This window comes from Streptomyces sp. NPDC038135, from assembly GCF_055601245.1.
On record NZ_JBVJXS010000002.1, the window covers coordinates 192,186 to 214,564 of the forward strand.

Consider the following 22,379-nt stretch of genomic DNA (forward strand, 5'->3'; position numbering starts at 1 on the left):
AGAACCGCGTGGTTCGCCTCCCATCCATCCGGGCTGTGTGGGTCGGCCGCCTGCGGCGGCGTGCCGGACTCCGTCCGGCGGGTGGGCGGGGCGAGCCGCGTGGCGGTCACGGGCGCCATTCCACCCGGTGTTCGGCCAGATGGGCCAGCACCGCGTGGTTCGCCTCCCATCCATCCGGAAACTTGACCAGCGTGCCCAGCTGCACCGGTTCCGTGGACGGATAGTCGTCCAGGAGGTCGCCGACGCCCGCGCGGCACACCACGACGCAGGCGTGGCGGTGGCGGGAGGCCAGCACGCACAGGCGGCCGGTCTCCAGGTGGAAGGCCGTGGCGTCGGGGCGGCCGGACAGCGGATGCAGGACGACCGTGACGTCGTACTCCCTGCCCTGGAGGCGGTTGGCGGTGTCCACCGTGACGTCCGGCACGCCGAGGTCGGCCAGGGCCGCGCGGACCGCCGCGGCCTGGTCGCGGTGGGCCGTGCCGACGGCGACGCGGCCGGCGGTCAGCGGGGTCGCGTCCGGTGAGCGTTCGGAGACGGCGGCGCCGCCCCGGTCCAGCAGGCGCCGTACGACCGCCGCGACCGCCCGTACGGCCTCCGGGTCCGTGCGCGGGGTGTGGCGGGCGGGCAGTTCGAGCAGGCCCCAGCCGGACGCGGCCGCCTCGTCGATCACCCGGTCGGGACCGGAGCCGTCGGAGGGGACCGCGAACGTCAGCCGGCGGTCGCCGTGGCCGGTTCCGCTGCGGAACGGGGTGTACGGGTAGAAGGCGGCCGAGACCAGCGGGGCCGCCGACGCCGGCAGCCGCCAGGACACCGGCAGCCGGTGCTGCGGAAGCTGCGGGTTGTGGGCCAGCAGAGTGGTGACCGCCGAGGCCGACGGGTCGTACGACAGGCCCGCCCACTGCTCGCCGCCCACGATCGAGAACGGGTCGAGCTGCCCCGGGTCGCCCACGAACAGCGCCCGCTCGAACAGGCCCGCCACGGCCAGCAGCGAGTCCGACCGCATCTGGTACGCCTCGTCGACGATCGCGTGCCGCCACGGCTCGTCCATCTTGACGTGCGCCCACTTCGCGGCGGTGGAGACGACGACCGGCAGGCCGTTCAGATCGGCCGCCTTCGCCGACGTGCGAACCCGCGGCAGGTCGTCCAGCGCCTTGTCGTACGGGTCGGCGTCGCTGCTGTGCAGCCGGCCCACGGGCAGGTCGGGATCCTTCTCGGCGAGCCGCAGCACCAGGTCGTCCACCTGCGCGTTGGTCTGCGCGACCACCATCAGCGGACGCCCCGCGGCGGCGAGTTCGAGGGCCGCGCGGACCACCAGGGTGGACTTGCCCGCGCCCGGCGGGGAGTCGACGACCACGCCCCGCTCGGCGCCGTGCAGGGTGTCGTGCAGGATCGCCTCCGTGGCCCGTGCCGCCGCGGCTCCGGGGTCGAAGTCGACGGTCGTCACAGCACGTCCTCCTCGGTCACGGTGTCGGGCGCCTCGGGCGCCGCCTCGCCCGGCGGCCCGCCGTGCGTCCACGGGGTCTCCTCAGGGTCGGGCAGCTTCGCGCCGCCGCGCTGCTCGTGCTCGAACAGCGTGAAGCAGACCGCGTCGCCCTTCTCCGGCACCGAACCCGGCTCGGGCTCCTTGCCCCGGCCCATCCTGTCCACGATGCGCAGGACGAGCACCCCGTCCTCCGGGGCGCCCTCGTAGCCGACGAACTCGGCCGCCTGCGGCTTGCCGCCCAGCGAGCGGTACACCTTCGCGCGCTCCGCCAGATGCGGGCGGTCGTCCGTGCGGACCGTCACCAGCGGGCGCGGGCTGGGCCGCTTGCCCTCGCTGTACGCCATGACGGCGTCGGTGACCTCGCCCGCGAAGGCCTCCCCGGCCAGCCGCCGCCCGGCCATCACCAGCGGGTCGTCCAGCGCCTCCTGGGCCTCCAGCCTGGCCTGCTCGCGCTCGCGCGTGGCCAGTTTGTTCGCCGCGGTCACCGCGTCGTCCCGGCGCGGCTGCGGGGGCTCGCCGGCCAGCACCCGGTCGCGGTGGCCGGTGAACGACCAGCGGTCCCGCGTCCACCGCTCCTCGACGTGCGCGCCCTCCGGCAGCGCCCGCAGCAGGTCCAGGCCCCGCCACACCGAGTCCCAGGTGGGCCGGACGCGGCTCTCCACCAGATCACGGACCCGCTGCTCGGCCGCGGCGAGCGCGGCCAGCCGGTCGTCGGCCTCCACGGCGTCCTCGGCGGCGGCGAGCGCGGTCCGCGCCCGGTCGTAGCGCTCGATGGCCGGGGCCAGCAGCTTGTTGTCGAACGCCGGGTCGGTGGCCGGGCCGGCCGGCGGGCACCGGAGCTGTCCCTCGCCGTCCCGGGCCAGCTCGGCCCACTGGGCGGCCTGCGCGCCGGTGCCGCCGTCGGGCGGGTCGATCCAGGCGAGCAGGGCGCCCAGGTGCTGGTCCTCCAGGCTGGACTGACCGGTCGCCCAGTGCCGGGCCAGCACCTCGGTGAGCGCCAGGAGCAGGGACGAGCCGGGCACCCGGGCCCGCTCCCCGTAGTGGGTCAGCCAGCGGCCGAGCAGCGGGACCCGGGGCGGCGCCGGGTGGGGCGCCTCCGGATCCTGCTCGGCGGTACGCCGGAACCGCATGGAACGGCCCAGCAGCCGTACGAAGTCCACGCCCGCCCGGCTGGGCACGACGAGCTGGGGCGCGTCGGCGCACAGCTCGACCTCGACCTTGACCCGCTTGCCGGTCTCCGGGTCGGTCTCCGTGCGCTCGGCCGCCTCGACGTCCTGCGCGTAGGAGTCGAGGTACGGCAGGACCACATCGGCGAGTTCGGCGAGGAACGCGAAGCGCAGGTCGCGGTCGCGCGGCTGCGGCACGACCAGCAGCCGCGGCGCGTCCCGGTCGGTGCCGACCAGCGCGCCCAGCGGGGCGCCGGCCTCACCGGCGGTGGTGAGCGGCACGAACACCAGGGGGCGGTCGGACAGCCGGCGGTGCCGGACGGTCGCCGCCGGCTGGGCGCGGCCGGTGCTGACGGCCTCGAGGCGGGCCAGGGTGGCGATCAGCGACACGGGGCCGCCACCTCCCGGCCGGCCGCCTGGGCGAGCGCCTCCGCGCGCAGGGCGGCCGCCCGGCGCAGGGCGGCGACCGCCGGATCGTCCGGGTCGCCGCTCTCGCCGCGGGCCGCCGCGAGGACGTCCTCGACCGTGGTCAGACCGCCGAGTTCGGCCCGCAGCGGGCGGCCGAGGCTGGTCACGGCGCCGTCCGCGCGGGACCGGCCGCGGCAGTGGAAGGCCAGTTCGCAGGCGGACAGGCACTCCGGCGCGTACGCGGCCGGGACCGACTCGACGGCCGCCGTCAGCTCCTCGGCGGGCCGGTCCGGAGCGAAGCAGGTGCCCTCGGGCAGGGCGCCCGCGATGTCCTCGACGCGGGTGAGCCGGGCGAGCTGCCGTGCGGTGACCGCGCGCTGCTTGCGCACGTCGACGGCGGACGCGGTGGGCAGGTTGGAGAAGTCCCTGGGGCAGACCAGCAGCACCCGGTGCCGCACCGCCGGGGCCGGGTCGAGCCGTGCGGCGACGTCCTCCAGGGCCAGCACGTACACCGCCGACTGCCGGGCGGCGGCGCCGACCTTCGCCGGGTCGGCCGAGCCGTCCAGCATCGGGAAGGACTTGATCTCCACGACCGTCCAGCTCCCGTCCGGGTGCACCACCACCGCGTCCGGCTCCAGGAAGGCGAGCGAGCCCGCCACGTCCAGCGCCAGCATCGGATGGTCCAGCAGCGTCCAGCCGCCCGCGACCACGGCCTCGCGCAGGGCCAGCGCCGTACGAGCCGTGCGCCCCTCGGGGCCGTGCGCGGACAGGTCGGGGACCGAGGCCCCGGCGGGCGGTTCGGCGCCCGGGTCGAGCCGCGAGTGGACCAGCCGCAGCAGCTCCGCGCCGCCGTCGGCCTTCACCTTCGCCTCGAACGCGTTGCCCCGGGTCAGCGCGAACTGCGACTGGCCGAACCCGGACGGCGCGCCCAGCCTCGCCGCGAGCGCCGCCTTGTCCACCCCGGCGCCGTCCAGGATCGCCCGCCTGCGGCACCCCGGGTTCGCGGCCAGCGCCGCGAGGGCGCGCGCGTCCAGGGCCTTGGCCGGTACGTCGGGACCGCGCAGCTCAGCGAGCCGCTGCCGGAGCCCCTTCTCCCGCGTCGCGGGGGGAGGCGTCCGGCTCGGCGGCGGAAGCGGGCTGCGACTCGCGCTGCCGTGGAATTCGCTCACCCGCGGAAGTCTGGCATCCGCCACTGACAACCGGGGAACCGGTGGCCGTCGTCGGCCGGGGCGCCCGGGCGGCCAGGCGGGCCCGGAGCAGGTCCGCGCCCCGCGTCACCCGCGGCGCCAGCAGCAGGCCCACGCCCATCACGGCGACGCCCGCGACCGCGTCGAGGAAGTAGTGGTTGGCGGTGCCCATGACCACCACGGCGGTCAGCAGGGGGTAGGCGACGGCGAGGATCCTGGTGAGGCGCGTGCCCCCGTACCGCCACAGCATGACCCCGCACCACAGGGCCCAGCCGACGTGCAGACTCGGCATCGCCGCGTACTGGTTGGTCATGCCGCCCATGCCGCGCGGCGCGCTGGCCTCGCCGCCCCACCAGCCGTACGAGCTGTAGTGGGCCATCGTGTCGACGAAGCCGTAGCCCGGGGAGAGCAGCCGGGGCGGGCAGGTGGGCAGCAGGGTGAAGCCGATCAGACCGATGAACGTGGACGACATCAGCCAGGTCCGGGCCGCCCGGTAGTGCTCGGTACGGGCCCGGAACAGCCAGACGAGGATGGCCGGCGTGACGACGTAGTGCAGTGAGGCGTACCAGAAGTCGGCGGGTATGCCGAGCCACGGCTCGCGTGTGAACAGCCGGTTGAGCGGGTGCTCGGCGTTCAGGTACAGGGCCTTCTCGACGCGCAGGATCGCCAGGCCGTGGTCGACGGCGGAGGAGACGTCGCCGCGGGCGAGCAGGCGGCCGGCCGAGTAGCAGCCGTAGACCAGCAGGATCAGGGGCAGCTCGGTCCACCACCGCAGCCGGGCCCGCTGGGTCACCTCGGTGCCCGGTGTGTCGGTCTGCGGCATCCGATCGCCCTCCCCCTTCTGCTGCGGCGCGCCCCGGCGGCGGCCGTGCCACTTTACGGTGTCCGCATCACGGCCACGCGGGCGCTTCAGCCCTCAAAGACGCCGGCATCGCCCGCCGGGTTGCCCCTGCCTGGGCTGAGCGATGATGGGAGTACCGCGTCTTCCGCTCAAGATGCCCAAGATCCGTTCAGCACGTCCCCGAAAGGTCTCCCATGGCACCGCGCATCCTGCTGGCCCGGCACGGACAGACGGAATGGTCGCTGTCCGGCAAGCACACCGGCAGGACCGACGTACCGCTGCTGGAGGAGGGGCGGCGCGGGGCCAAGCTGCTCGGCGAGCGGCTGCACCGCGCCCCGCTGGACGGGCTGCCGGCCGCCGAGGTGCGGACCAGCCCGCTGGTACGCGCGCGTGAGACGTGCGAACTGGCCGGGTTCGGTGAGCGCGCGGCCGTCTGGGACGCGCTCATGGAGTGGGACTACGGCGCCTACGAGGGCATGACCCCCGCCGAGATCCAGGCCGTCCGGCCCGGGTGGCTGATCTGGCGCGACGGGGTGCCCGAGGGGGAGAGCCTCGCCGAGGTCACCGCGCGCGCGGACGAGGTGGTGGCGTGGGCGCGGTCGGCGGACCGGGACGTGCTGGTGTTCGCGCACGGGCACATCCTGCGGTCCATCGGCGCGCGCTGGCTGGGGCTGCCGCTGGCCTTCGCGGGGCGGATACGGCTCAATCCGACCTCGCTGTCGGTGCTGGGGTGGGCCTACGGGGAGCCGGCCATCGAGAGCTGGAACGACTCGGGGCATCTGGCGGGGTGACGGTGCGCGGCGCCCCTGCCGGGGACCGGGTCACCCCAGGCACCTGAGTCACCGGGACGCGCGCGTGCCGCGGTCCGGGGCCGGCCGCCTCGCCTACGCCCGGCCCGCTCTCGGGGTCGAGGCATGGCGGTCCAGGAAGTCGGAGACACCCGAGGCACGGCGGTGGGGGAGCAGGACCCGGGCCGTGCCCGCCAGCATGGTCTGGATGCGGGAGGACTGGACCTGGGTCAGCAGGTCCAGGACGCGCAGGCCGGCCGCGGCCGCCTCGTCGGGCCGGCCCTCGCGGGCCAGGTCGTCGGCCAGTTCGGCGGTGTAGAGCGCGATGTTGCGGGTGAAGTGCGGGTCCTGCAGGTGGGCCGCCCGGCGGGCGTGCCGGGACGCGCGCCGCCAGTCGCCGAGCGTCGACCAGCACTGCGCCTCCAGGCCCTCGAGCTCGGCCTCTCCGTAGAAGCTCATCCACTCGGGGTCGGCGTCCGAGTGGCCCCGCTCGAAGAGGGCCTGCGCCCGGGCCAGCGCCTGCGCGCAGCCGGTGCGGTCGGCGAGCCCCGCCCAGCCGCCCGCCTCGCGCAGCGCGAGCAGCGACAGCAGCCGGGGCGAGCCCAGGGGAGCGGCGGCCCGGCGCGCGGCCTGCGCGGCGCGTACCGCCTCCCGGGGGCGGCCGGCGTCGCGGGCCAGGAACGCGGTGTTGCAGAAGGCGTGCGCCTCCAGGGCCGGGTCCCCGGTCATCCGGGCGGTGGCCAGCGCTTCGGCGTAGTGCGAGCGGGCGTCGTCGAAGCGGCCGGAGTCATGGGCCAGCCAGCCCACCGAGATGGCCAGTTCACCGGCGCCCGAGTGCAGTCTCTCGGCGGTCGTCTGCCGGGTCGCGCCGGCGTCCAGGAGCGCGTAGGCGGCACGCAGCGGTGCGGCCGCGCGCTGGTACAGGCCGTCCGCGCCGTGCCGGTCGTCCAGCAGCCGGATGCGGCGGACGGCCTCTTCCAGGGCGGCCGCCTCGGGGGTGCCGACGCGGCGCTGCGGACGGGCCGCCGCCGTCGCGTCGATGGTGAGCCCCAGCGGGCCCAGCGTGGCGGCGGCCACGGTGGCGCCTCCGCCGGTCATGAATGCGCGACGCAGCACGTCGCTCTCCTCGTGGTTCAGGGGGTCGTTCTCGTACGGCTCGTGCGGGTCGTACGGGTCCTGCGTGTCATACGGCTCACGGGCCCCTCGCGTCTCAGTGACAGCGAACGCCAAGGGCGCCCCGGTGGCCGTCCGCGCCGCGCGCCCGCGGACGGACGAGCGCGGCGCGAAGCCGAGGTCGGTGAGCGTGCGGCCGGGGAACATGTGCAGGAACACCCGTTCGTACGCGTAGTTGGGGCAGCGGATCTCACCCGCCTCGACCCTGCCGACGTAGCGCGCGTCACAGCTCACCCGCTCGCCGATCTCGCGCGCGGCCCGCCGCACCAGCGCGGCGAACTCGGCCGGCGAGTGCCGGCCGCGCAACTGCCGGAAGGCGAGGTTCGGCCGTGCGGGCCGTTCGGACTGTGACGAGGTCTCCGTTGACGACGCCATGGCCGGGTCCTCTCGTGCGAACCGTCGAACCATGCCGGATCCGGGGTGGATTCGGGCTGAGTTGTCCATGTGACACCCTGGTTCCGGCGAGCACGAACGTACCCGCTGTGTCGGACCCGCCACGCAGTGTTTAGCTACAAAACGGATATCTCATCCACGATCTGCCATGAACTGCCATCCTTTGCGGCGCACTTGCGCCGTAGCCGTTGACGCGGTCGCGCGTTGGACTGCACGGACCGCAAACGTGCAGCGTGGTGGAGGCCGGCATGGAGACCAGCCAGAGCAACGATCCCTGTACACCGGGCGCGCCACCGTCCGCGGCGGAGGGTGACGCGACCTGCGAACTCGTGACGGTGCCGGCCCGGCAGGGGCTGGAGGCCGTCGACATCCTCCGGCGCGGCGCGCCCGAGACCGTGGGCCCCGTGCTGCACGACGACGGCTGCGACACCCTCGGCTTCCTGGTCCCCGCCGGCACCGCCGCCGGCTGGGACGTGCCGGGCAGCACCTGCACGGAGACCGACGGACGCGGGCTCAGGCTCAACCCCGAGCCGCCGGTGGAGGGCTCGGACTGGCTGCTGCCGCCCGGCGGGGCCGACCTCGCGACCGACCCCGCGGTGCTGCGCCGGGCCCTCGGGGAGGCGGCCCGGATGATCGAGGCGGCCGACAACTGCCGGTGAGGCGGCCGTCCGGGGCGCCTGCGAAGATGGACCGATGGGCAGGTCCAGGAACAACCGGCGCAGACCGGCCGACGCGCAGGCCGTCACGGAGACCGTCGACGGCGGGCTCGCACAGCTCGTGCCCGACCCCGACCGCCCCCGCGCCCGGACCCTGCTGATCGACGGGGCGCCCCAGTCGCACGTCGACCTGGACGACCCCGCGTACCTCTCCTTCGAGTACCAGCGCCGGCTCGGCCATGTCATCGACCTCGCCGCGCCGTCCGGCCGGCCGGTGCACGCCGTGCATCTGGGCGGTGGCGCCCTCACGCTCGCCCGCTACGTCGCCGCCACCCGGCCCCGCTCCACCCAGCAGGTCGTCGAGCGGGACGCGGCCCTCGTGCAACTGGTGCGGCGCGAACTGCCGTTGGATCCCAACGCGCGGATACGGGTGCGGTCGGCGGACGCCCGCGAGGGCCTGGCCAAGGTCCCGGACGGCTGGGCCGACCTGATCATCGCCGACGTCTTCAGCGGCGCCCGGACCCCCGCCCACCTCACCTCCACCGAGTTCCTGGACGAGGTCCGCCGGGCCCTGAAACCCTCCGGCGTCTACGCGGCCAACATCGCCGACGGCCCGCCGCTCGCCCACCTGCGCGGTCAGATAGCCACCGCAGCAGCCCGCTTCCCGGAACTCGCCCTGATCGCGGACCCGGCCGTGCTGCGCGGCAAGCGCTTCGGCAACGCCGTCCTGGCCGCCTCCGCGCTGCCGCTGCCGCTCGCCGAACTCACCCGCCGCGCCGCCTCCGACCCGCACTCCGCCCGGGTCGAACACGGCAGGCAGCTCACCGACTTCACCGGCGGCGCCGTGCCCGTCACGGACGAGGCGGCGGTGGCCTCCCCGGCCCCGCCGCCCTCCGTCTTCCACTGACCGCCTGCCCGGCCCGCCGCCGAAGCGCCGTCAGTAGGTGCCGACTTCGACGCGGGGCGGGCCGTCGTGCCAGGTGCAGAACACCGACACCCGGTCGGCGTCCCGGCCGAACTCCACCCGGATCCAGCTCTCCGTCTTCCACACCTGCATCGACCAGCCGGTGCCCGGGGTGGCCGAGACGAGCGTCGCGTCGGCCTTGCCCAGGTCGAAGACGGCCCGGCCGCCGTCGGTGTCGTACGCCTTGACCCGGCCGGCGGCGGTGGGGCCCGCGGAGGCGGAGGGGCCGGGGGCGGCGGCGCGGGACGACGGGGCCCGGGAGGGCGTTGGGGTCGGCGGCTCGGCCGACGGGCTCTGGGACCGGGGCGGCCGGGCGGTCGGCGAACCCACCGGCTTCGAGCCCTGGGCGGTGGTGTCGGCCGCCGTGATCGGCAGGGCACGCGGCGGGTCGTACGCCGTGCCGGCCATGACCGTGTGCACACCCCACCACGACAGCGTGACCGCCGCGCCCGTGGCGAGCAGCCAGGCCAGTACGTGTACGAGTCCTCTGCGCATCGCGGGCCATACTGCCCCAGGGGCACCGCGGTGCGCACGCGTCCCCGGTTGTCCACAGGCGGGACACCGGCATCGGCCGCATGGCGTACGGTGCGGCGCATGGCAAGTGTGCTCGTGGTCGAGGACGACCAGTTCGTACGCTCGGCGCTCATCCGGCACCTGACCGACGCCTCCCACACCGTGCGCAGCGTCGGTACGGCGCTGGAGGCGCTGCGCGAGGTCGCCCATCTCCGTTTCGACGTGGTCATCCTGGACCTCGGACTGCCCGATCTGGACGGCTCCGAGGCCCTGAAGATGCTGCGCGGCATCACCGACGTGCCCGTCATCATCGCCACCGCGCGGGACGACGAGGCGGAGATCGTCCGCCTGCTCAACGCGGGGGCGGACGACTACCTGACCAAGCCGTTCTCGGTCGAGCACCTGGCGGCCCGCATGGCGGCCGTGCTGCGCCGGGCCCGGGCCACCGGCGGGGAGGCGCCGCCCTCCAGCGTCCTGCGGGTCGGCGGGCTCACCGTCGACCCGCTGCGCCGTCAGGCCGAACTGGACGGCATGCGACTGGACCTGACCCGCCGTGAGTTCGACCTGCTCGCCTTCCTGGCCGGCCGCCCCGGAGTCGTCGTGGCCCGCAGGGAACTCCTCGCCGAGGTCTGGCAGCAGTCCTACGGCGACGACCAGACGATCGACGTCCATCTGTCCTGGCTGCGCCGCAAGCTGGGGGAGACCGCGGCCCGGCCGCGCTACCTGCACACCCTCCGGGGTGTCGGCGTGAAGCTGGAGCCGCCCGGGGGAGGGGAGCCGCCGCGATGAGATGGGCTCTGGTCAAGGTGTGCCTCGCGGTCACCACCATGGTCGTGGTGGCCTTCGCCGTACCGCTCGGACTGGTCGTGAAGGAGATGGCCCGCGACCGGGCGTACTCCAACGCCGAGCGGGAGGCCGCCGCGGTCGCCCCCGCGCTGTCCATCACCACCGACCGGGACAAGCTGGAACGGGTGGTGGCCTCGGCCGGCGACGACTCCGGGATGGCCGTGCACCTGCCCGCCGACGGGGCCCGCGGAGCGCTCGACCTCGGCCGGCAGCGTGCCGCTGACAAGGACATCGCGGCCGTACGGAGGCTGGGCCGCGCCTCCACCACCTCCGTCTCCGGCGGCTCCACGCTGCTGCAGCCGGTCGCGCTCGGCTCCGGAATCGCGGTGGTCGAGGTCTACGTGCCCGAGTCCGAGACGAGCAACGGGGTCGGCACCGCCTGGGCGGTGCTCGCGGCGGTCGGACTCGCGCTGATCGTCGGCTCGGTCGCGGTCGCCGACCGGCTCGGGGTGCGCATGGTGCGGCCCGCGAGGCGGCTGGTCGAGGGCGCGCACGAGCTGGGCGAGGGCAAGCTGGGCGCCCGGGTGCCGGAGGACGGTCCGACCGAACTGCGGCTCGCGGCGGTCGCGTTCAACTCCATGGCCGACCAGGTCGTCCAACTGCTCGCCAACGAGCGCGAGCTGGCGGCCGACCTGTCGCACCGGCTGCGCACTCCGCTGACCGTGCTCCGGCTGAACGCGGCCTCCCTCGGCGCCGGGCCCGCCGCCGACCAGACCCGGGCGGCCGTCGCCCAACTGGAGGGCGAGGTCGACACCATCATCCGCACCGCACGGGAGGCCAAGCCGCAGACGGCGGCCGCCGGGCCGGGCGCCGGCTGCGACGCGGCCGAAGTGGTGCGCGAGCGCATGGAGTTCTGGTCCGCGCTGGCCGAGGACGAGGGCCGCAAGTGGCGGGTGGCCGGGGTCGAGCGGCCGGTGCGCATACCCGTGGCCCGCGCCGACCTGGCCGCCGCCCTCGACGCGCTGCTCGGCAACGTCTTCCGGCACACCGCCGAGGGCACCGCCTTCGCGGTCGACGTGCACAACGCGGAGGACGCGGTGATCGTGCTGATCTCCGACGCGGGCCCCGGCATACCCGACCCCGACGCGGCGATGGCCCGCGGCCGCGGCTCCGGCAGCGCGGGCTCGACCGGGCTGGGCCTGGACATCGTGCGCCGCCTCGCCGAGGCCACCGGCGGCGATGTGCGCATCGGCTCCTCGGTGCTGGGCGGGACCGAGGTGCGCATCTGGTTCCAGCTCGACGGACGCAAGCCGGCCGGTCGGGGGCACCGGGGGAGCGTGCGCGGACGCCGTCGGACGGCCACCGCCCGCTGACGCTCCGTCCGCACCGGACCACGGATTGGTCTCGACCTTTAACCGCCCCCGATCCCTTCCTTAAGCGCACCCTAAGGACCGCGACCGCCGTCCCCATAGGCCCGTTTGCCCGATTCCGGCTCGCTAGCGTGCTGCCGCACCCCACCCCCCGTGAACAGCGAAGGCAGGCACGCGCATGAGCACGCACCGGCGCAGGATCAGTGGCAGGAACAAGGCGATCGGCTCCGTGGTGGCCGCGGCGGTGATCGGCGGCGGCGCCCTCGTGCTCACCGGTACGGCGAACGCCGCGGGGGTCAACGCCGCGTACACCAGGACGAGCGACTGGTCGACGGGCTACACCGCGCAGTACGTCGTCACCAACAACAGCGGCGGGACGGAGAAGACCTGGACGCTGGAGTTCGACCTCCCGGCGGGCGCCAGGCTCAGCTCCCTGTGGAACGGCGAATCCACCGTCAGCGGTCAGCACGTCACCGTGAAGCCCGCGAAGTGGGACACGGACGGCCTGGCCGCGGGCAAGTCGGTCACCGTCGGCTTCGTGGTCGACGGCACGGGCGACCCGACGGGCTGCCGGGTCGACGACGCCCAGTGTTCCGCGGACGGCGGCGCCACCCCCGAACCGAGCGGCCGCCCGTCCCAGACCCAGACCCCGGCCCCCAGCGCGACCCCGAGCCAGAGCGCCACCCCCGGCCAGAGCGCGACCCCGACCCCCACGCAGAGCACCGGCACCGGCACCACCGCCTCGGCCGGCTTCGCCCCCTACGTGGACACGTCCCTCTACCCCGCCTTCGACCTCCTCGCCGCCGCCGACGCGACCGGCGTGAAGAACTTCAACCTCGCCTTCGTCACCGACGGCGGCGGCTGCACCCCCAAGTGGGGCGGCGTCACCGACCTCACCGGCGACGCGGTGGCCGCGCAGATAGGCTCCCTGCGTGCCAAGGGCGGTGACGTCCGGGTCTCCTTCGGCGGCGCCTCCGGCTCGGAGCTGGCCACCACCTGCTCCTCGGCGGACGCCCTGGCCGCCGCGTACGGCAAGGCCGTGGACGCCTTCAAGCTGACCAAGGTCGACTTCGACGTCGAGGGCGGCGCGCTGCCCGACACCGCGGCCAACACCCGCCGCGCCCAGGCCATCGCCAAGCTCCAGGCCCAGCACCCCGGCCTGGACGTCTCCTTCACCCTGCCGGTGATGCCCGAGGGCCTGACCCAGGACGGCGTGAACCTCCTGTCCAACGCCAAGTCCAACGGTGTGCGGATCAACACCGTCAACATCATGGCGATGGACTACGGCCCCGCGTACAACGGCGACATGGGCACCTACGCCGAGCAGGCCGCCACCGCCACGCAGGCCCAGGTCAAGAGCGTGCTGGGGCTGTCCGACCAGGCCGCCTGGAAGACGGTCGCGGTCACCCCGATGATCGGCGTCAACGACGTCTCCGCCGAGGTCTTCAAGGTCGACGACGCCACCCAGCTCGTGAACTTCGCCAAGTCCAAGGGCCTCGGCTGGCTCTCCATGTGGTCCGCGACCCGCGACAAGCAGTGCGACGGCGGCACCAAGCCCACCGACGACGCGACCTGCAGCTCCGTCACCCAGGACAAGTTCGCCTTCGCCAAGGCCTTCGGCGCCTTCAACTGACCCGGCCGCACCGGGCGCAGCGGCTACACCGGCCCACCGGCCGGGTACGTCGGCATGACGTGGGCGCGGCACCCCCTATCCGGGCGCCGCGCCCACGCCGTCCGGCCCCCCGGACACCGGACGGTCTTTCAGGCCACCGGCTCCGCCGCCGGCAGCGTCCCGGTCCGCGCCGCCTCGCCGTACCAGAGGGCGCTCGACTTCGGGGTGCGCTCCAGCGTCGGGTAGTCGACGTACACCGCGCCGAACCGCTTCCCGTAGCCGTACGCCCACTCGAAGTTGTCCATCAGGGACCACAGGTAGTAGCCGCGCACGTCGGCGCCGTCGGCGACGGCCCGGCGGACCGCCGCCAGGTGGCCGCGCAGATAGGCGATGCGCTCCGGGTCGTGCACCCGTCCCTCGGCGTCGGGCTTGTCGTCGTAGGCCGCGCCGTTCTCCGTGATGTACAGCGGCAGGCCCGGCGCCTCGCGCGAGTAGCGCATGATCAGCTCGTGCAGCCCGGTCGGGTCGACGGTCCAGCCCATCTCGGTCCGCTCGCCGGGCGTCTGGTGGAACAGCACGTCGTCGGCGGCCGGCCAGGGGGAGTGCTCACCGGCGCCGTGCCCGTCCGCCCGCGGGCCGGCGACCCGGCCGTCCGACGCGGAGACCAGGGTCGGGGTGTAGTAGTTCAGGCCCAGCGCGTCGAGCGGCGATCTGATCGTGCGCAGGTCCCCGTCGAGCACGAACGACCAGTCGGTGACCGAGGCGGTCTCGGCGAACAGGGTCTCCGGGTAGGCGCCGTGCAGGACCGGGCCGTGGAAGACGCCGTTGGCCAGGTTGTCGATCCGGCGGGCCGCCGCGAGATCGGCCGGGCTCTGGGTGAGCGGGCGCACCACCGAGGAGTTGAGGCTGAGCGCGATCTGGTTGCCGGCCGGCAGCACCGAACGCAGCGCGGCCGCGCCCAGGCCGTGCGCCAGGTTGAGGTGATGGGCCGCGCGCAGGGCGGCCGCCGGGTCGGTGCGACCGGGGGCGTGCACGCCCGAGCCGTAGCCCAGGAAGGCGCTGCACCACGGCTCGTTCAGGGTGATCCACTGCTCCACCCGGTCGCCGAGCGCCTCGCCGACCAGCCGCGCGTACTCGGCGAACCGGTGGGCGGTGTCCCGCTCCGGCCAGCCGCCCGCGTCCTCCAGTTCCTGGGGCAGGTCCCAGTGGTAGAGGGTGATCGCCGGCTTGATGCCGTGCTCCAGCAGCTCGTCGACCAGACGGCGGTAGAAGTCCAGGCCCACCTGCACCGCGGGTCCCCGGCCGGTCGGCTGCACCCGGGGCCAGGAGACGGAGAAGCGGTAGGCGGTCAGGCCCAGCTCCGCCATCAGCGCCACGTCCTCGCGGTAGCGGTGGTAGTGGTCGACGGCGATGTCACCGGTGTCACCGCCCGCCGTCCGGCCGGGGGTGTGGCTGAAGGTGTCCCAGATGGAAGGGGTGCGGCCGTCCTCCCGTACCGCGCCCTCGATCTGGTACGCGGACGTCGCGGCGCCCCAGAGGAAGGCGGGCGGGAAGGTCGCGGGCGGCAAGGGCTCTGTCATGGAAGGACTCCCCGGATCGGCTGCGCCCATTGTGCATGGGAGCGCTCCCATGCGGAAGCCCCCGCCCCGTCCGATACGCGGATTCACAGCTGGCGCCCGTCCCGGATTACGGCGGCCCGGCCCGGCCTACGGCGTGCGCCCGGCCCGGGTCCATCACGGCCACGGCTCGGGGTGATGCCCACTGCGCGCGGTACGCCCGGCCCGCTCCACGGCGTGCGCTCAACCCGCGCCGCGCGCCCGGTCCGCGTCCGCCTCGGCTCGCGGTGGGACCAGTCCGTACCGTGCGGCGAGCCCGGCTCACGGCTCGGGGTCGGCCCTGTGCATGCCGTGCGCCTGCCCCGGCCGGTCTCTCGCGCCCGCTTTGGGCCGTGCGCCTGTCCCGGCCGCCTCTCGCGCTCGGCCGCCTCTCGCGCTCGGCCGCCTCTCGCGCTCGGCCGCCTCTCGCGCTCGGCCGCCTCTCGCGCTCGGCCGCCTCTCGCGGCCGGTTCGGTTCACCCGTGCGCCCGGCCTGCCCCGGTGTCGGCGCGCGGCCCTGGTCTGCGGCCCGCCACCGGTTCCGTTTCACCGCTCACGCCCCGTTCCGCTTACGGTCCTCGCACCGTTCCCGGCTCGCGGCGCGATCCCTCCCGTATCGGTGACGGTCAGGCCGGCTCGTGGCCCGACTCCCCGATATCCGATCCCCCCGTATCGGCGTCGATCAAGCCGACTCGCGTACGACCAGCCGGGTCGGCAGGACCACCTCGCGGCGCCCGGCCCGGCCGGCGATCTCGTCCAGCAGCAGGTCCGCCATCGCGCGCCCCATCTCCTCCATCGGCTGGCGGACGCTGGTCAGCGGAGGGTCGATGTGCCGGGCCACGATGGAGTCGTCGAAGCCGACGACGGCCACGTCGTCCGGGATCCGCCGGCCCGCGGCGCGCAGTTCGAGCACCGCCCCGGAGGCCATCACGTCGGAGGCCGCGAACACCGCGTCGAGCCCCGGGCGCCGGCGCAGCAGCTCGCGCATCGCCGCGCGGCCGCCCTCCTCGGTGAAGTCGCCCGGCTCGATGAGCTCCTCGTCCACCGCGACCCCCGCGGTCCGCAACGCCTCGCGGTAGCCGTCGAGCCGGGTCCGGGCCGCGTCCATGTCCAGGGGCCCGGTGATCGTGGCGACGGTGCGCCGCCCCCGGTCGAGCAGGTGCCGCACCGCGCTGCGGGAGCCGCCGCCGTTGTCCGCGCGGACATGGCCGAGCGGTTCCGGATCGCCCCGCCGCCCGGCCAGCACGGTGGGCACCGACAGCTCGTCCAGCAGGTCGGGCAGGGTGTCGTCGCGGTGGACCGCCACCATCAGCACGCCGTCCACCCGCTGGGCGGTCAGGTACGACGCCAGGCGCCGGTGCTTCCTCCCGTCGCGCGCGAGCACCACCAGCAACTGCATGCCCGCGTGGGTGAGCCGGGCGGAGGCGCCCCGGATGATGCCCGAGAAGTACGGTTCCGCGAACAGCCGGCTCTCGGCCTCCGGAACGACGAGGGCCACGGCGTCGGTACGGCTCGTGGCCAGAGAGCGCGCGGCGCGGTTCGGGACGTAGCCGAGTTCGGCGATCGCCTTCTCCACCGCGGCCCGGGACCGGTCGCTCACCTTGGGTGAGCCGTTGAGCACTCGGGACACCGTGCCACGGCCGACACCGGCCCGAGCGGCCACGGCGTTCAGCGTGGGGCGCCGGACGCCGAGTGCTTCGGGCGGCTGGGCGTGGCTCATCGTTCACCTTCCGGTGTGCGGCAGGGGGGCACTTCATTGTGTCCCAGCGCGTTGCCCCGGCGGCCGCCCCGTCCGGGCCGGCCGCCGGACCCGGACGAAGATCATCCCTGTGACCAGCGTGGATCCATCGGACGACGGGCGTATGTCCAGGGTGGTGCAGGGGATTTCGTGACACGTTCACGTGACGTCTGGGACACGCTCAGGCAACAACGCTGTTTTCAAGTCTTGACACCCGGCCCCCGCAGCAAGGAGTCTTCCGGCATGCCGCGTGGGAGCGGTCCCACGGGAAGTCTCCGGGGCCCGTCCCGCGCGGATGAAGCACTGATGACCTTTCCCTCTACCTCGCATGACACACCGTTGACCAGCGCCTTTGCATCGCACGTCCTGTGCGGTGAGCCGGTCGCTGCTCGAAATCGAGAGGGCAGGTCCGGGCCGTCGACCCTTGGCGGTCTGCTTCCTGGGGTCCCGTTTCCCACCGGAACAAGGAGTAGTGGAATGCGCATCACCGGTACCGACGGCGGAGGCGGTCGCCGTCGCAGAGCGGCGGCCCTGGCCACCACGGTCCTGACGGCATCGGCCCTGCTGTTGACGGGCTGCAGCAGCGACGACGACTCGGACGCCTCGTCCGACGGCTCGATCACGCTCACCGTGGCCGACTTCGGGCAGTTCGGCTACAAGGAGGCCGGCCTGTTCGCCAAGTACCACGAGCTCCACCCGAAGATCACGGTGAAGGAAGAGGTCACCGCCAACGAGCAGGACTACTACCCCAAGCTCCTTCAGCAGCTGAACACGGGCAGCGGTCTGGGAGACGTCACCGGTATCGAGGTCGGCCGTATCAAGGAGGTCGTCGACACCCAGGCGGACAAGTTCGCCGACCTGAGCAAGTCGATCGACGTGAACAACTGGGTCTCCTGGAAGGAGAAGCAGGCCACCACGAAGGACGGCAAGGTGGTCGGCGCCGGCACCGACATCGGCCCGATGTCGCTGTGCTACCGCCGCGACCTGTTCGAGAAGGCGGGCCTGCCCACCGACCGCGAGGACGTGGCCAAGGCCATAGCCGGCGGCTGGGAGGACTACCTGAAGCTCGGCGAGCAGTACAAGAAGAAGGCGCCGTCCGGCACCTACTTCATGGACTCCGCGAGCGCCATGTTCAACGCGGTCGTCAGCTCCTCGGACAAGCAGTACTACGACACCTCCGGCAAGCCGGTCTACAAGGACAGCGCCTCCGTGCAGCAGGGCTGGGACCTCTCCGCCGAGGCCGCGTCCAAGAAGCTGACCCACGGTCTGCCGCAGTTCACCGACGCCTGGACGGCGGCGCTGCGCAAGGGCAGCGTGGCCACGGTGGCGTGCCCGGCGTGGATGGCCGGCCAGATCTCCACCAACTCCGGTGACGCCTACAAGGGCAAGTGGGACATCTCCCGCGCGCCCGGCTCCACCGCGGCCAACTGGGGCGGCTCCTTCCTCGCGGTCCCGCAGGGCGGCAAGCACGTCAAGGAGGCCACCGAGCTGGTCAAGTGGCTGACGGCGCCCGAGCAGCAGGCCGCGGTGTTCAAGGCGATCGGCGTCTTCCCGTCCAACAAGGGCGCCTACGACCTGGCCGACGTGAAGAGCGCGAAGCTCCCGTACTTCAACAACGCCCCGATCGGCGAGATCTACGCGGACGAGGCCAAGTCCATCCCCGAGGCGGTGCTCGGCCCGAAGGACGCGGTCATCAAGGACACGATCTCGACGCAGATCAACAACATGGAGCAGCGGGGCACCAAGCCCGCCGACGCATGGAAGGCCGCGACCGAGACGATCGACAAGGCGATCGGCTGACGCGCGCCGGGGCGGGCAGGTCCCTCGGACCGCCCGCCCCGCGCCCGCGCGTCCGGCCGGGTCCCCGCCGCGCCGGTGCCGTGACCGCGAGGGCCCACCGGTGAACGGGCGGCGACGCGGCACCGCCGGCCCGGTGGCGCCCGGCGTCCGGCGCCCCGGCGGCGGATCCGGGCACCGGCCCGGCCGCGGCGCCCCGGCGGCGCCGGCCGGCGGGCCGCACCCCCGGCCCCCCGGCCCGTGAGCCGTACCCGGCGGACCGGGCCCGGCGGACCGGATCCGGGACGCCGGCTCTGGCCGCGAGGCCGGGGGCTCGGTACCGTACCGGCCGCCGTGGCGCGCGGGACGGGGGCCGGCGCGCGGTCCGGTGGACGCCGCGCCCGCCCCGTATCCGGCCGAAACCCTGCAGATAAGGACTCCTCCGTGGCAACAACAACCCCCACCCGGGGCGCGTACAGCCCGCCGCCCGGCGGCACCGTGTCCGACGGGCCCGGCACCCGCACCTGGCGCAGCCGGCTCTGGCGCTTCGACGACCTGGCGTCGCCCTACGCCTACATCGCGCCCTTCTTCCTGATCTTCGGCGCCTTCGGGCTCTACCCGCTGATCTACACCGGCTGGATCGCCCTGCACCGGGTCGAGATGACCAGCCTCGGCCAGTCCGAGTGGGTCGGCTGGGACAACTTCTCCCGGATCCTCCAGGACTCGGAGTTCTGGACCGCCGTCGCCAACACCTTCGTCATCGGCGTCATATCGACCGTCCCCCAGCTCCTCGTGGCACTGGGCCTGGCCCACCTGCTCAACTACAAGCTGCGGGCCAGCACGTTCTGGCGCACCCTCATCCTCACCCCGTACGCCACCTCGGTGGCGACCGCGGCGCTGGTCTTCGCCCTCGTCTTCCGCGCGGACGGCGGCATCCTCAACTGGGTGCTGCACTTCGCCGGCATCGACAACATCGACTGGGGCAACGGCGAGTGGACGTCCAAGATCGCCATCTCGGTCATCGTGATCTGGCGCTGGACCGGCTACAACGCCCTGATCTACCTCGCGGCCATGCAGGCCGTGCCCACCGATCTCTACGAGGCCGCCTCGATCGACGGCGCCTCCCGGTGGCAGCAGTTCCGCAAGGTGACGATCCCCTCGCTGCGGCCGACGATCCTGTTCACCATCGTCATCTCGACCATCGGCTCCATGCAGCTGTTCGGCGAGCCGCTGCTGCTGCAGGGCGGAACGCTCGGGTCCATCGGCGGCAGCGAGCACCAGTACGAAACCCTGAGCATCTACCTCTTCAACTACGGCTGGAAGCTCGGGCACCTGGGTCCGGCCGCCGCCGTGGCCTGGGCGATGCTCGTCCTGCTGCTGCTGATCGCCCTGATCAACTGGATCGTCGGCCGGTTCGTGCGCAAGAGCGCGGCCTGACGGGAGCGACTTCGATGACCACGACCAGTCCCCTCAAGACCGCGGCCGACCTCACCCCGGCCCGCCCGTCCGCCCCCGGCAGCGGCGGCCGCGCCCGCCTCAAGCTCGGCGCCGGCCAGCAGCTCAAGGGCGGCCCCTTCACCTACGTCGCCCTCGTCGTCGTCGGCCTGGGATCGATCTTCCCGCTGTACTGGACCCTGGTGGCCGCCTCGCACGACCAGCAGCGGGTCCTGGACAGCCCGCCGCCGCTGCTGCCGGGCGGCAGACTGTGGAGCAACCTCCAGGCCGCCTGGGAGCAGGCCCACCTGGGCAAGGCCATCGTCAACAGCGTCATCGTGGCCGGCTGCATCACCGTGGCGACCCTGTTCTTCTGCACGCTGGCCGGTTACGCCTTCGCCAAGATGCGCTTCCGCGGCCGCGGCTTCCTGATGACCGCCGTCATCGCCACGCTGACCATCCCGCCGCAGCTCAGCGTCGTCCCGCTGTTCATGATGATGTCGGACATCGGGTGGGGCGGGAAGCTGGAGTCGGTGATCTTCCCGACCCTCGTCGGCGCCTTCGGCGTCTTCTTCATGCGGCAGTACCTGCTGGAGGCCCTGCCCTACGAGCTGATCGAGGCGGCCAAGGTGGACGGCGCGACCAACTTCCGCATCGTGTGGAGCGTGGTCCTGCCCGTGGCCCGGCCCGCCATGATGGTGCTCGGGATGCTCACCTTCGTGCAGGCGTGGAACGACTTCTTCTGGCCCTTCCTCGCCCTCAACCAGCAGAACCCCACCATCCAGGTGGCGCTCGGCCAGCTCAGCGCCTCCTACACCCCCGACCAGAGCATCGTCATGGCCGGCGCGCTGATCAGCACGCTTCCGCTGCTGCTGGTCTTCGTGGTCTTCGGCAAGCAGATCGTCGGGGGCATCATGTCGGGCGCCGTCAAGGGCTGACGGCACAGCCGTCCCGGGCAAGCGAACCGACCTCTACACACGCCACTTTGGGAGCGCTCTCACCATGACCGCTGTACGACCCGAGCCGACGACCCGGCCGGCCGCGGACCTCTCCTTCCCGCCCGGTTTCGTCTGGGGCGCGGCCACCGCCGCCTACCAGGTCGAGGGCGCGGCCGCCGAGGACGGACGCACGCCCTCCATCTGGGACACCTTCAGCCACACGCCCGGCAGGGTGCGCAACGGCGACACCGGCGACATCGCCGCCGACCACTACCACCGGTACCGCGACGACGTGGCGCTGATGAAGGACCTCGGCCTGCAGGCGTACCGGTTCTCCGTCTCCTGGTCCCGGGTGCAGCCCACCGGGCGGGGCCCCGCCGTCGAACGCGGCCTGGACTTCTACCGCCGGCTCACCGACGAGCTGCTCGAGGCCGGCATCACCCCCGTCGCCACCCTCTACCACTGGGACCTGCCCCAGGAGCTGGAGGACGCGGGCGGCTGGCCGCAGCGGGACACCGCGCAGCGCTTCGCCGAGTACGCCGAGGCCGTGGGCCGGGCCCTCGGGGACCGCGTCGGGGTGTGGACCACGCTCAACGAGCCGTGGTGCTCGGCCTTCCTCGGCTACGGCTCCGGCGTGCACGCGCCCGGCCGCACCGACCCGGCCGCCACCCTGCGCGCCGCCCACCACCTCAACCTGGCGCACGGCCGCGCGGTCGGGGCGCTGCGCTCCGTCCTGCCCAGCTCCGCGCAGCTCTCCATCACCCTCAACCTGCACCAGGTGCGCCCGCTCACGGACGCCCCCGGCGACGCGGAGGCGGCCCGCCGCATCGACGCGGTCGGCAACCGGATCTTCACCGGCCCGATCCTCGACGGCGCCTACCCGGAGGACCTCCTCGCGGACACCGCCCGCATCGTCGACTGGGACGAGCTGGTGCACGCCGGCGACCTCGCCGAGATCTCCCGCTCGATCGACGTGCTCGGCGTCAACTACTACTCGCCGACCGTGGTCTCGCTGCCCGCCGACGGCGCGGGCGCGACCAAGAACGACGGTCACGGAGCCAGCGACCACTCGCCGTGGACCGGCTCCGAGGACGTCTCCTTCCACCTCGCCAACGACGAGCTGACGGCCATGAACTGGGCCATCGACGCGGACGGCCTGCACACCCTGCTGGCCGGCATGGCGGCGGCGCACCCCGGGCTGCCGCTGATGGTCACCGAGAACGGCGCCGCCTTCGACGACTACGTCTCGCCCGAGGGGAAGGTGAACGACCCGCAGCGGATCGCCTACCTCCGCGGCCACCTGGAGGCGGTCCGGCGCGCCATCGCCGACGGCGTCGACGTCCGGGGCTACTTCCTGTGGTCCCTGCTGGACAACTTCGAGTGGTCCTACGGCTACTCGAAGCGGTTCGGCGCCGTCTACGTCGACTACGGCACCCAGCGCCGCATCCCCAAGGCCAGCGCCCACTGGTACGCCGACGTGATCCGCCGCAACGCGCTGCCGGAGCCCGGCCCGCGGATGTGACCTCCGCCCGGCCCCGGGGACGCCCGCCATGGCGGC

General features: G+C 73.8%; 18 protein-coding genes. 10 read left to right on the top strand and 8 right to left on the bottom strand.

All coding sequences use genetic code 11. The annotated features are described in order from the left end of the window. Positions 1–106 precede the first annotated feature (106 nt). From ACZ7JA_RS05240 to ACZ7JA_RS05255, 4 genes are read right to left on the bottom strand one after another with little or no spacing between them, the layout of a single operon-like run. Positions 107–1,444, bottom strand: coding sequence for an AAA family ATPase (locus ACZ7JA_RS05240; RefSeq protein WP_470807253.1), 1,338 nt, complete (start codon positions 1,442–1,444; stop codon positions 107–109). Continuing rightward, the gene (locus ACZ7JA_RS05245; protein ID WP_450744191.1) at positions 1,441–3,039 is read right to left on the bottom strand and encodes a hypothetical protein; all 1,599 of its coding nucleotides are present in this window, start codon (positions 3,037–3,039) and stop codon (positions 1,441–1,443) included. The genes ACZ7JA_RS05240 and ACZ7JA_RS05245 overlap by 4 nt, the downstream gene beginning before the upstream one ends. Continuing rightward, a complete protein-coding gene (locus ACZ7JA_RS05250) occupies positions 3,030–4,226 on the bottom strand; it encodes a hypothetical protein (RefSeq protein WP_470807254.1) in 1,197 nt (398 codons plus the stop codon). Before ACZ7JA_RS05250 ends, ACZ7JA_RS05245 begins: the two co-directional genes overlap by 10 nt. After that, positions 4,123–5,067, bottom strand: coding sequence for a phosphatase PAP2 family protein (locus ACZ7JA_RS05255; RefSeq protein ID WP_351665151.1), 945 nt, complete (start codon positions 5,065–5,067; stop codon positions 4,123–4,125). The genes ACZ7JA_RS05250 and ACZ7JA_RS05255 overlap by 104 nt, the downstream gene beginning before the upstream one ends. 212 nt (positions 5,068–5,279) lie before the next feature. On the opposite strand from ACZ7JA_RS05255, the gene ACZ7JA_RS05260 reads away from it, so the two are divergent. Continuing rightward, complete coding sequence (locus ACZ7JA_RS05260; RefSeq protein ID WP_351665150.1) at positions 5,280–5,876, top strand: histidine phosphatase family protein; 597 nt, start codon at positions 5,280–5,282, stop codon at positions 5,874–5,876. A gap of 93 nt (positions 5,877–5,969) precedes the next feature. On the opposite strand, the gene ACZ7JA_RS05265 is transcribed toward ACZ7JA_RS05260, so the two are convergent. Then, positions 5,970–7,421: a hypothetical protein gene (locus tag ACZ7JA_RS05265; protein WP_389299113.1), complete on the bottom strand. Its 1,452-nt coding sequence runs from the start codon at positions 7,419–7,421 to the stop codon at positions 5,970–5,972. A 266-nt stretch (positions 7,422–7,687) separates the two neighbouring features. Here ACZ7JA_RS05265 and ACZ7JA_RS05270 point away from each other — a divergent pair, with 266 nt between their 5' ends. Together ACZ7JA_RS05270 and ACZ7JA_RS05275 are read left to right on the top strand one after the other, a co-directional pair. Continuing rightward, the gene (locus ACZ7JA_RS05270; protein WP_351665148.1) at positions 7,688–8,098 is read left to right on the top strand and encodes a hypothetical protein; all 411 of its coding nucleotides are present in this window, start codon (positions 7,688–7,690) and stop codon (positions 8,096–8,098) included. Positions 8,099–8,132: 34 nt separating this feature from the next. Next, a complete protein-coding gene (locus ACZ7JA_RS05275) occupies positions 8,133–9,002 on the top strand; it encodes a spermidine synthase (protein ID WP_351665147.1) in 870 nt (289 codons plus the stop codon). A gap of 30 nt (positions 9,003–9,032) precedes the next feature. Here the strand turns inward: ACZ7JA_RS05275 and ACZ7JA_RS05280 are convergent, their stop codons facing one another. Next, on the bottom strand, positions 9,033–9,554 hold the full coding sequence (locus tag ACZ7JA_RS05280; protein ID WP_470807256.1) for a hypothetical protein: 522 nt from the start codon (positions 9,552–9,554) through the stop codon (positions 9,033–9,035). A gap of 99 nt (positions 9,555–9,653) precedes the next feature. Between ACZ7JA_RS05280 and ACZ7JA_RS05285 the strand changes: the two genes are divergently transcribed. From ACZ7JA_RS05285 to ACZ7JA_RS05295, 3 genes are all read left to right on the top strand, one after another. Further along, entirely contained in the window at positions 9,654–10,361 is a 708-nt protein-coding gene (locus tag ACZ7JA_RS05285; RefSeq protein ID WP_389299116.1) for a response regulator transcription factor, read from the top strand. Next, positions 10,358–11,731, top strand: a complete 1,374-nt coding sequence (locus ACZ7JA_RS05290; protein WP_389299118.1) for a sensor histidine kinase — start codon at positions 10,358–10,360, stop codon at positions 11,729–11,731. The genes ACZ7JA_RS05285 and ACZ7JA_RS05290 overlap by 4 nt, the downstream gene beginning before the upstream one ends. Positions 11,732–11,906: 175 nt before the next feature. Next, entirely contained in the window at positions 11,907–13,361 is a 1,455-nt protein-coding gene (locus tag ACZ7JA_RS05295; protein WP_470807258.1) for a glycoside hydrolase family 18 protein, read from the top strand. 128 nt (positions 13,362–13,489) lie between these two features. Here the strand turns inward: ACZ7JA_RS05295 and ACZ7JA_RS05300 are convergent, their stop codons facing one another. Together ACZ7JA_RS05300 and ACZ7JA_RS05305 are read right to left on the bottom strand one after the other, a co-directional pair. Continuing rightward, positions 13,490–14,920 (bottom strand): GH1 family beta-glucosidase, encoded by a 1,431-nt coding sequence (locus ACZ7JA_RS05300; protein ID WP_470807260.1) that lies wholly within the window; start codon positions 14,918–14,920, stop codon positions 13,490–13,492. A 697-nt stretch (positions 14,921–15,617) separates the two neighbouring features. Beyond that, positions 15,618–16,655 carry a LacI family DNA-binding transcriptional regulator gene (locus ACZ7JA_RS05305; protein WP_351665141.1) on the bottom strand — a complete coding sequence of 346 codons (1,038 nt, stop codon included), beginning with the start codon at positions 16,653–16,655 and terminating at the stop codon, positions 15,618–15,620. 495 nt (positions 16,656–17,150) lie between these two features. On the opposite strand from ACZ7JA_RS05305, the gene ACZ7JA_RS05310 reads away from it, so the two are divergent. The 4 genes from ACZ7JA_RS05310 (at position 17,151) to ACZ7JA_RS05325 (ending at position 22,343) form a co-directional block, all read left to right on the top strand. Further along, on the top strand, positions 17,151–18,473 hold the full coding sequence (locus tag ACZ7JA_RS05310) for an ABC transporter substrate-binding protein (RefSeq protein ID WP_351665140.1): 1,323 nt from the start codon (positions 17,151–17,153) through the stop codon (positions 18,471–18,473). Between the two features lie 420 nt (positions 18,474–18,893). Further along, positions 18,894–19,886 carry a carbohydrate ABC transporter permease gene (locus tag ACZ7JA_RS05315; RefSeq protein ID WP_351665139.1) on the top strand — a complete coding sequence of 331 codons (993 nt, stop codon included), beginning with the start codon at positions 18,894–18,896 and terminating at the stop codon, positions 19,884–19,886. A 14-nt stretch (positions 19,887–19,900) separates the two neighbouring features. Continuing rightward, positions 19,901–20,821: a carbohydrate ABC transporter permease gene (locus ACZ7JA_RS05320; protein ID WP_351665138.1), complete on the top strand. Its 921-nt coding sequence runs from the start codon at positions 19,901–19,903 to the stop codon at positions 20,819–20,821. A gap of 64 nt (positions 20,822–20,885) precedes the next feature. After that, entirely contained in the window at positions 20,886–22,343 is a 1,458-nt protein-coding gene (locus tag ACZ7JA_RS05325; RefSeq protein WP_470807263.1) for a GH1 family beta-glucosidase, read from the top strand. The last annotated feature ends 36 nt before the right edge of the window (positions 22,344–22,379 follow it).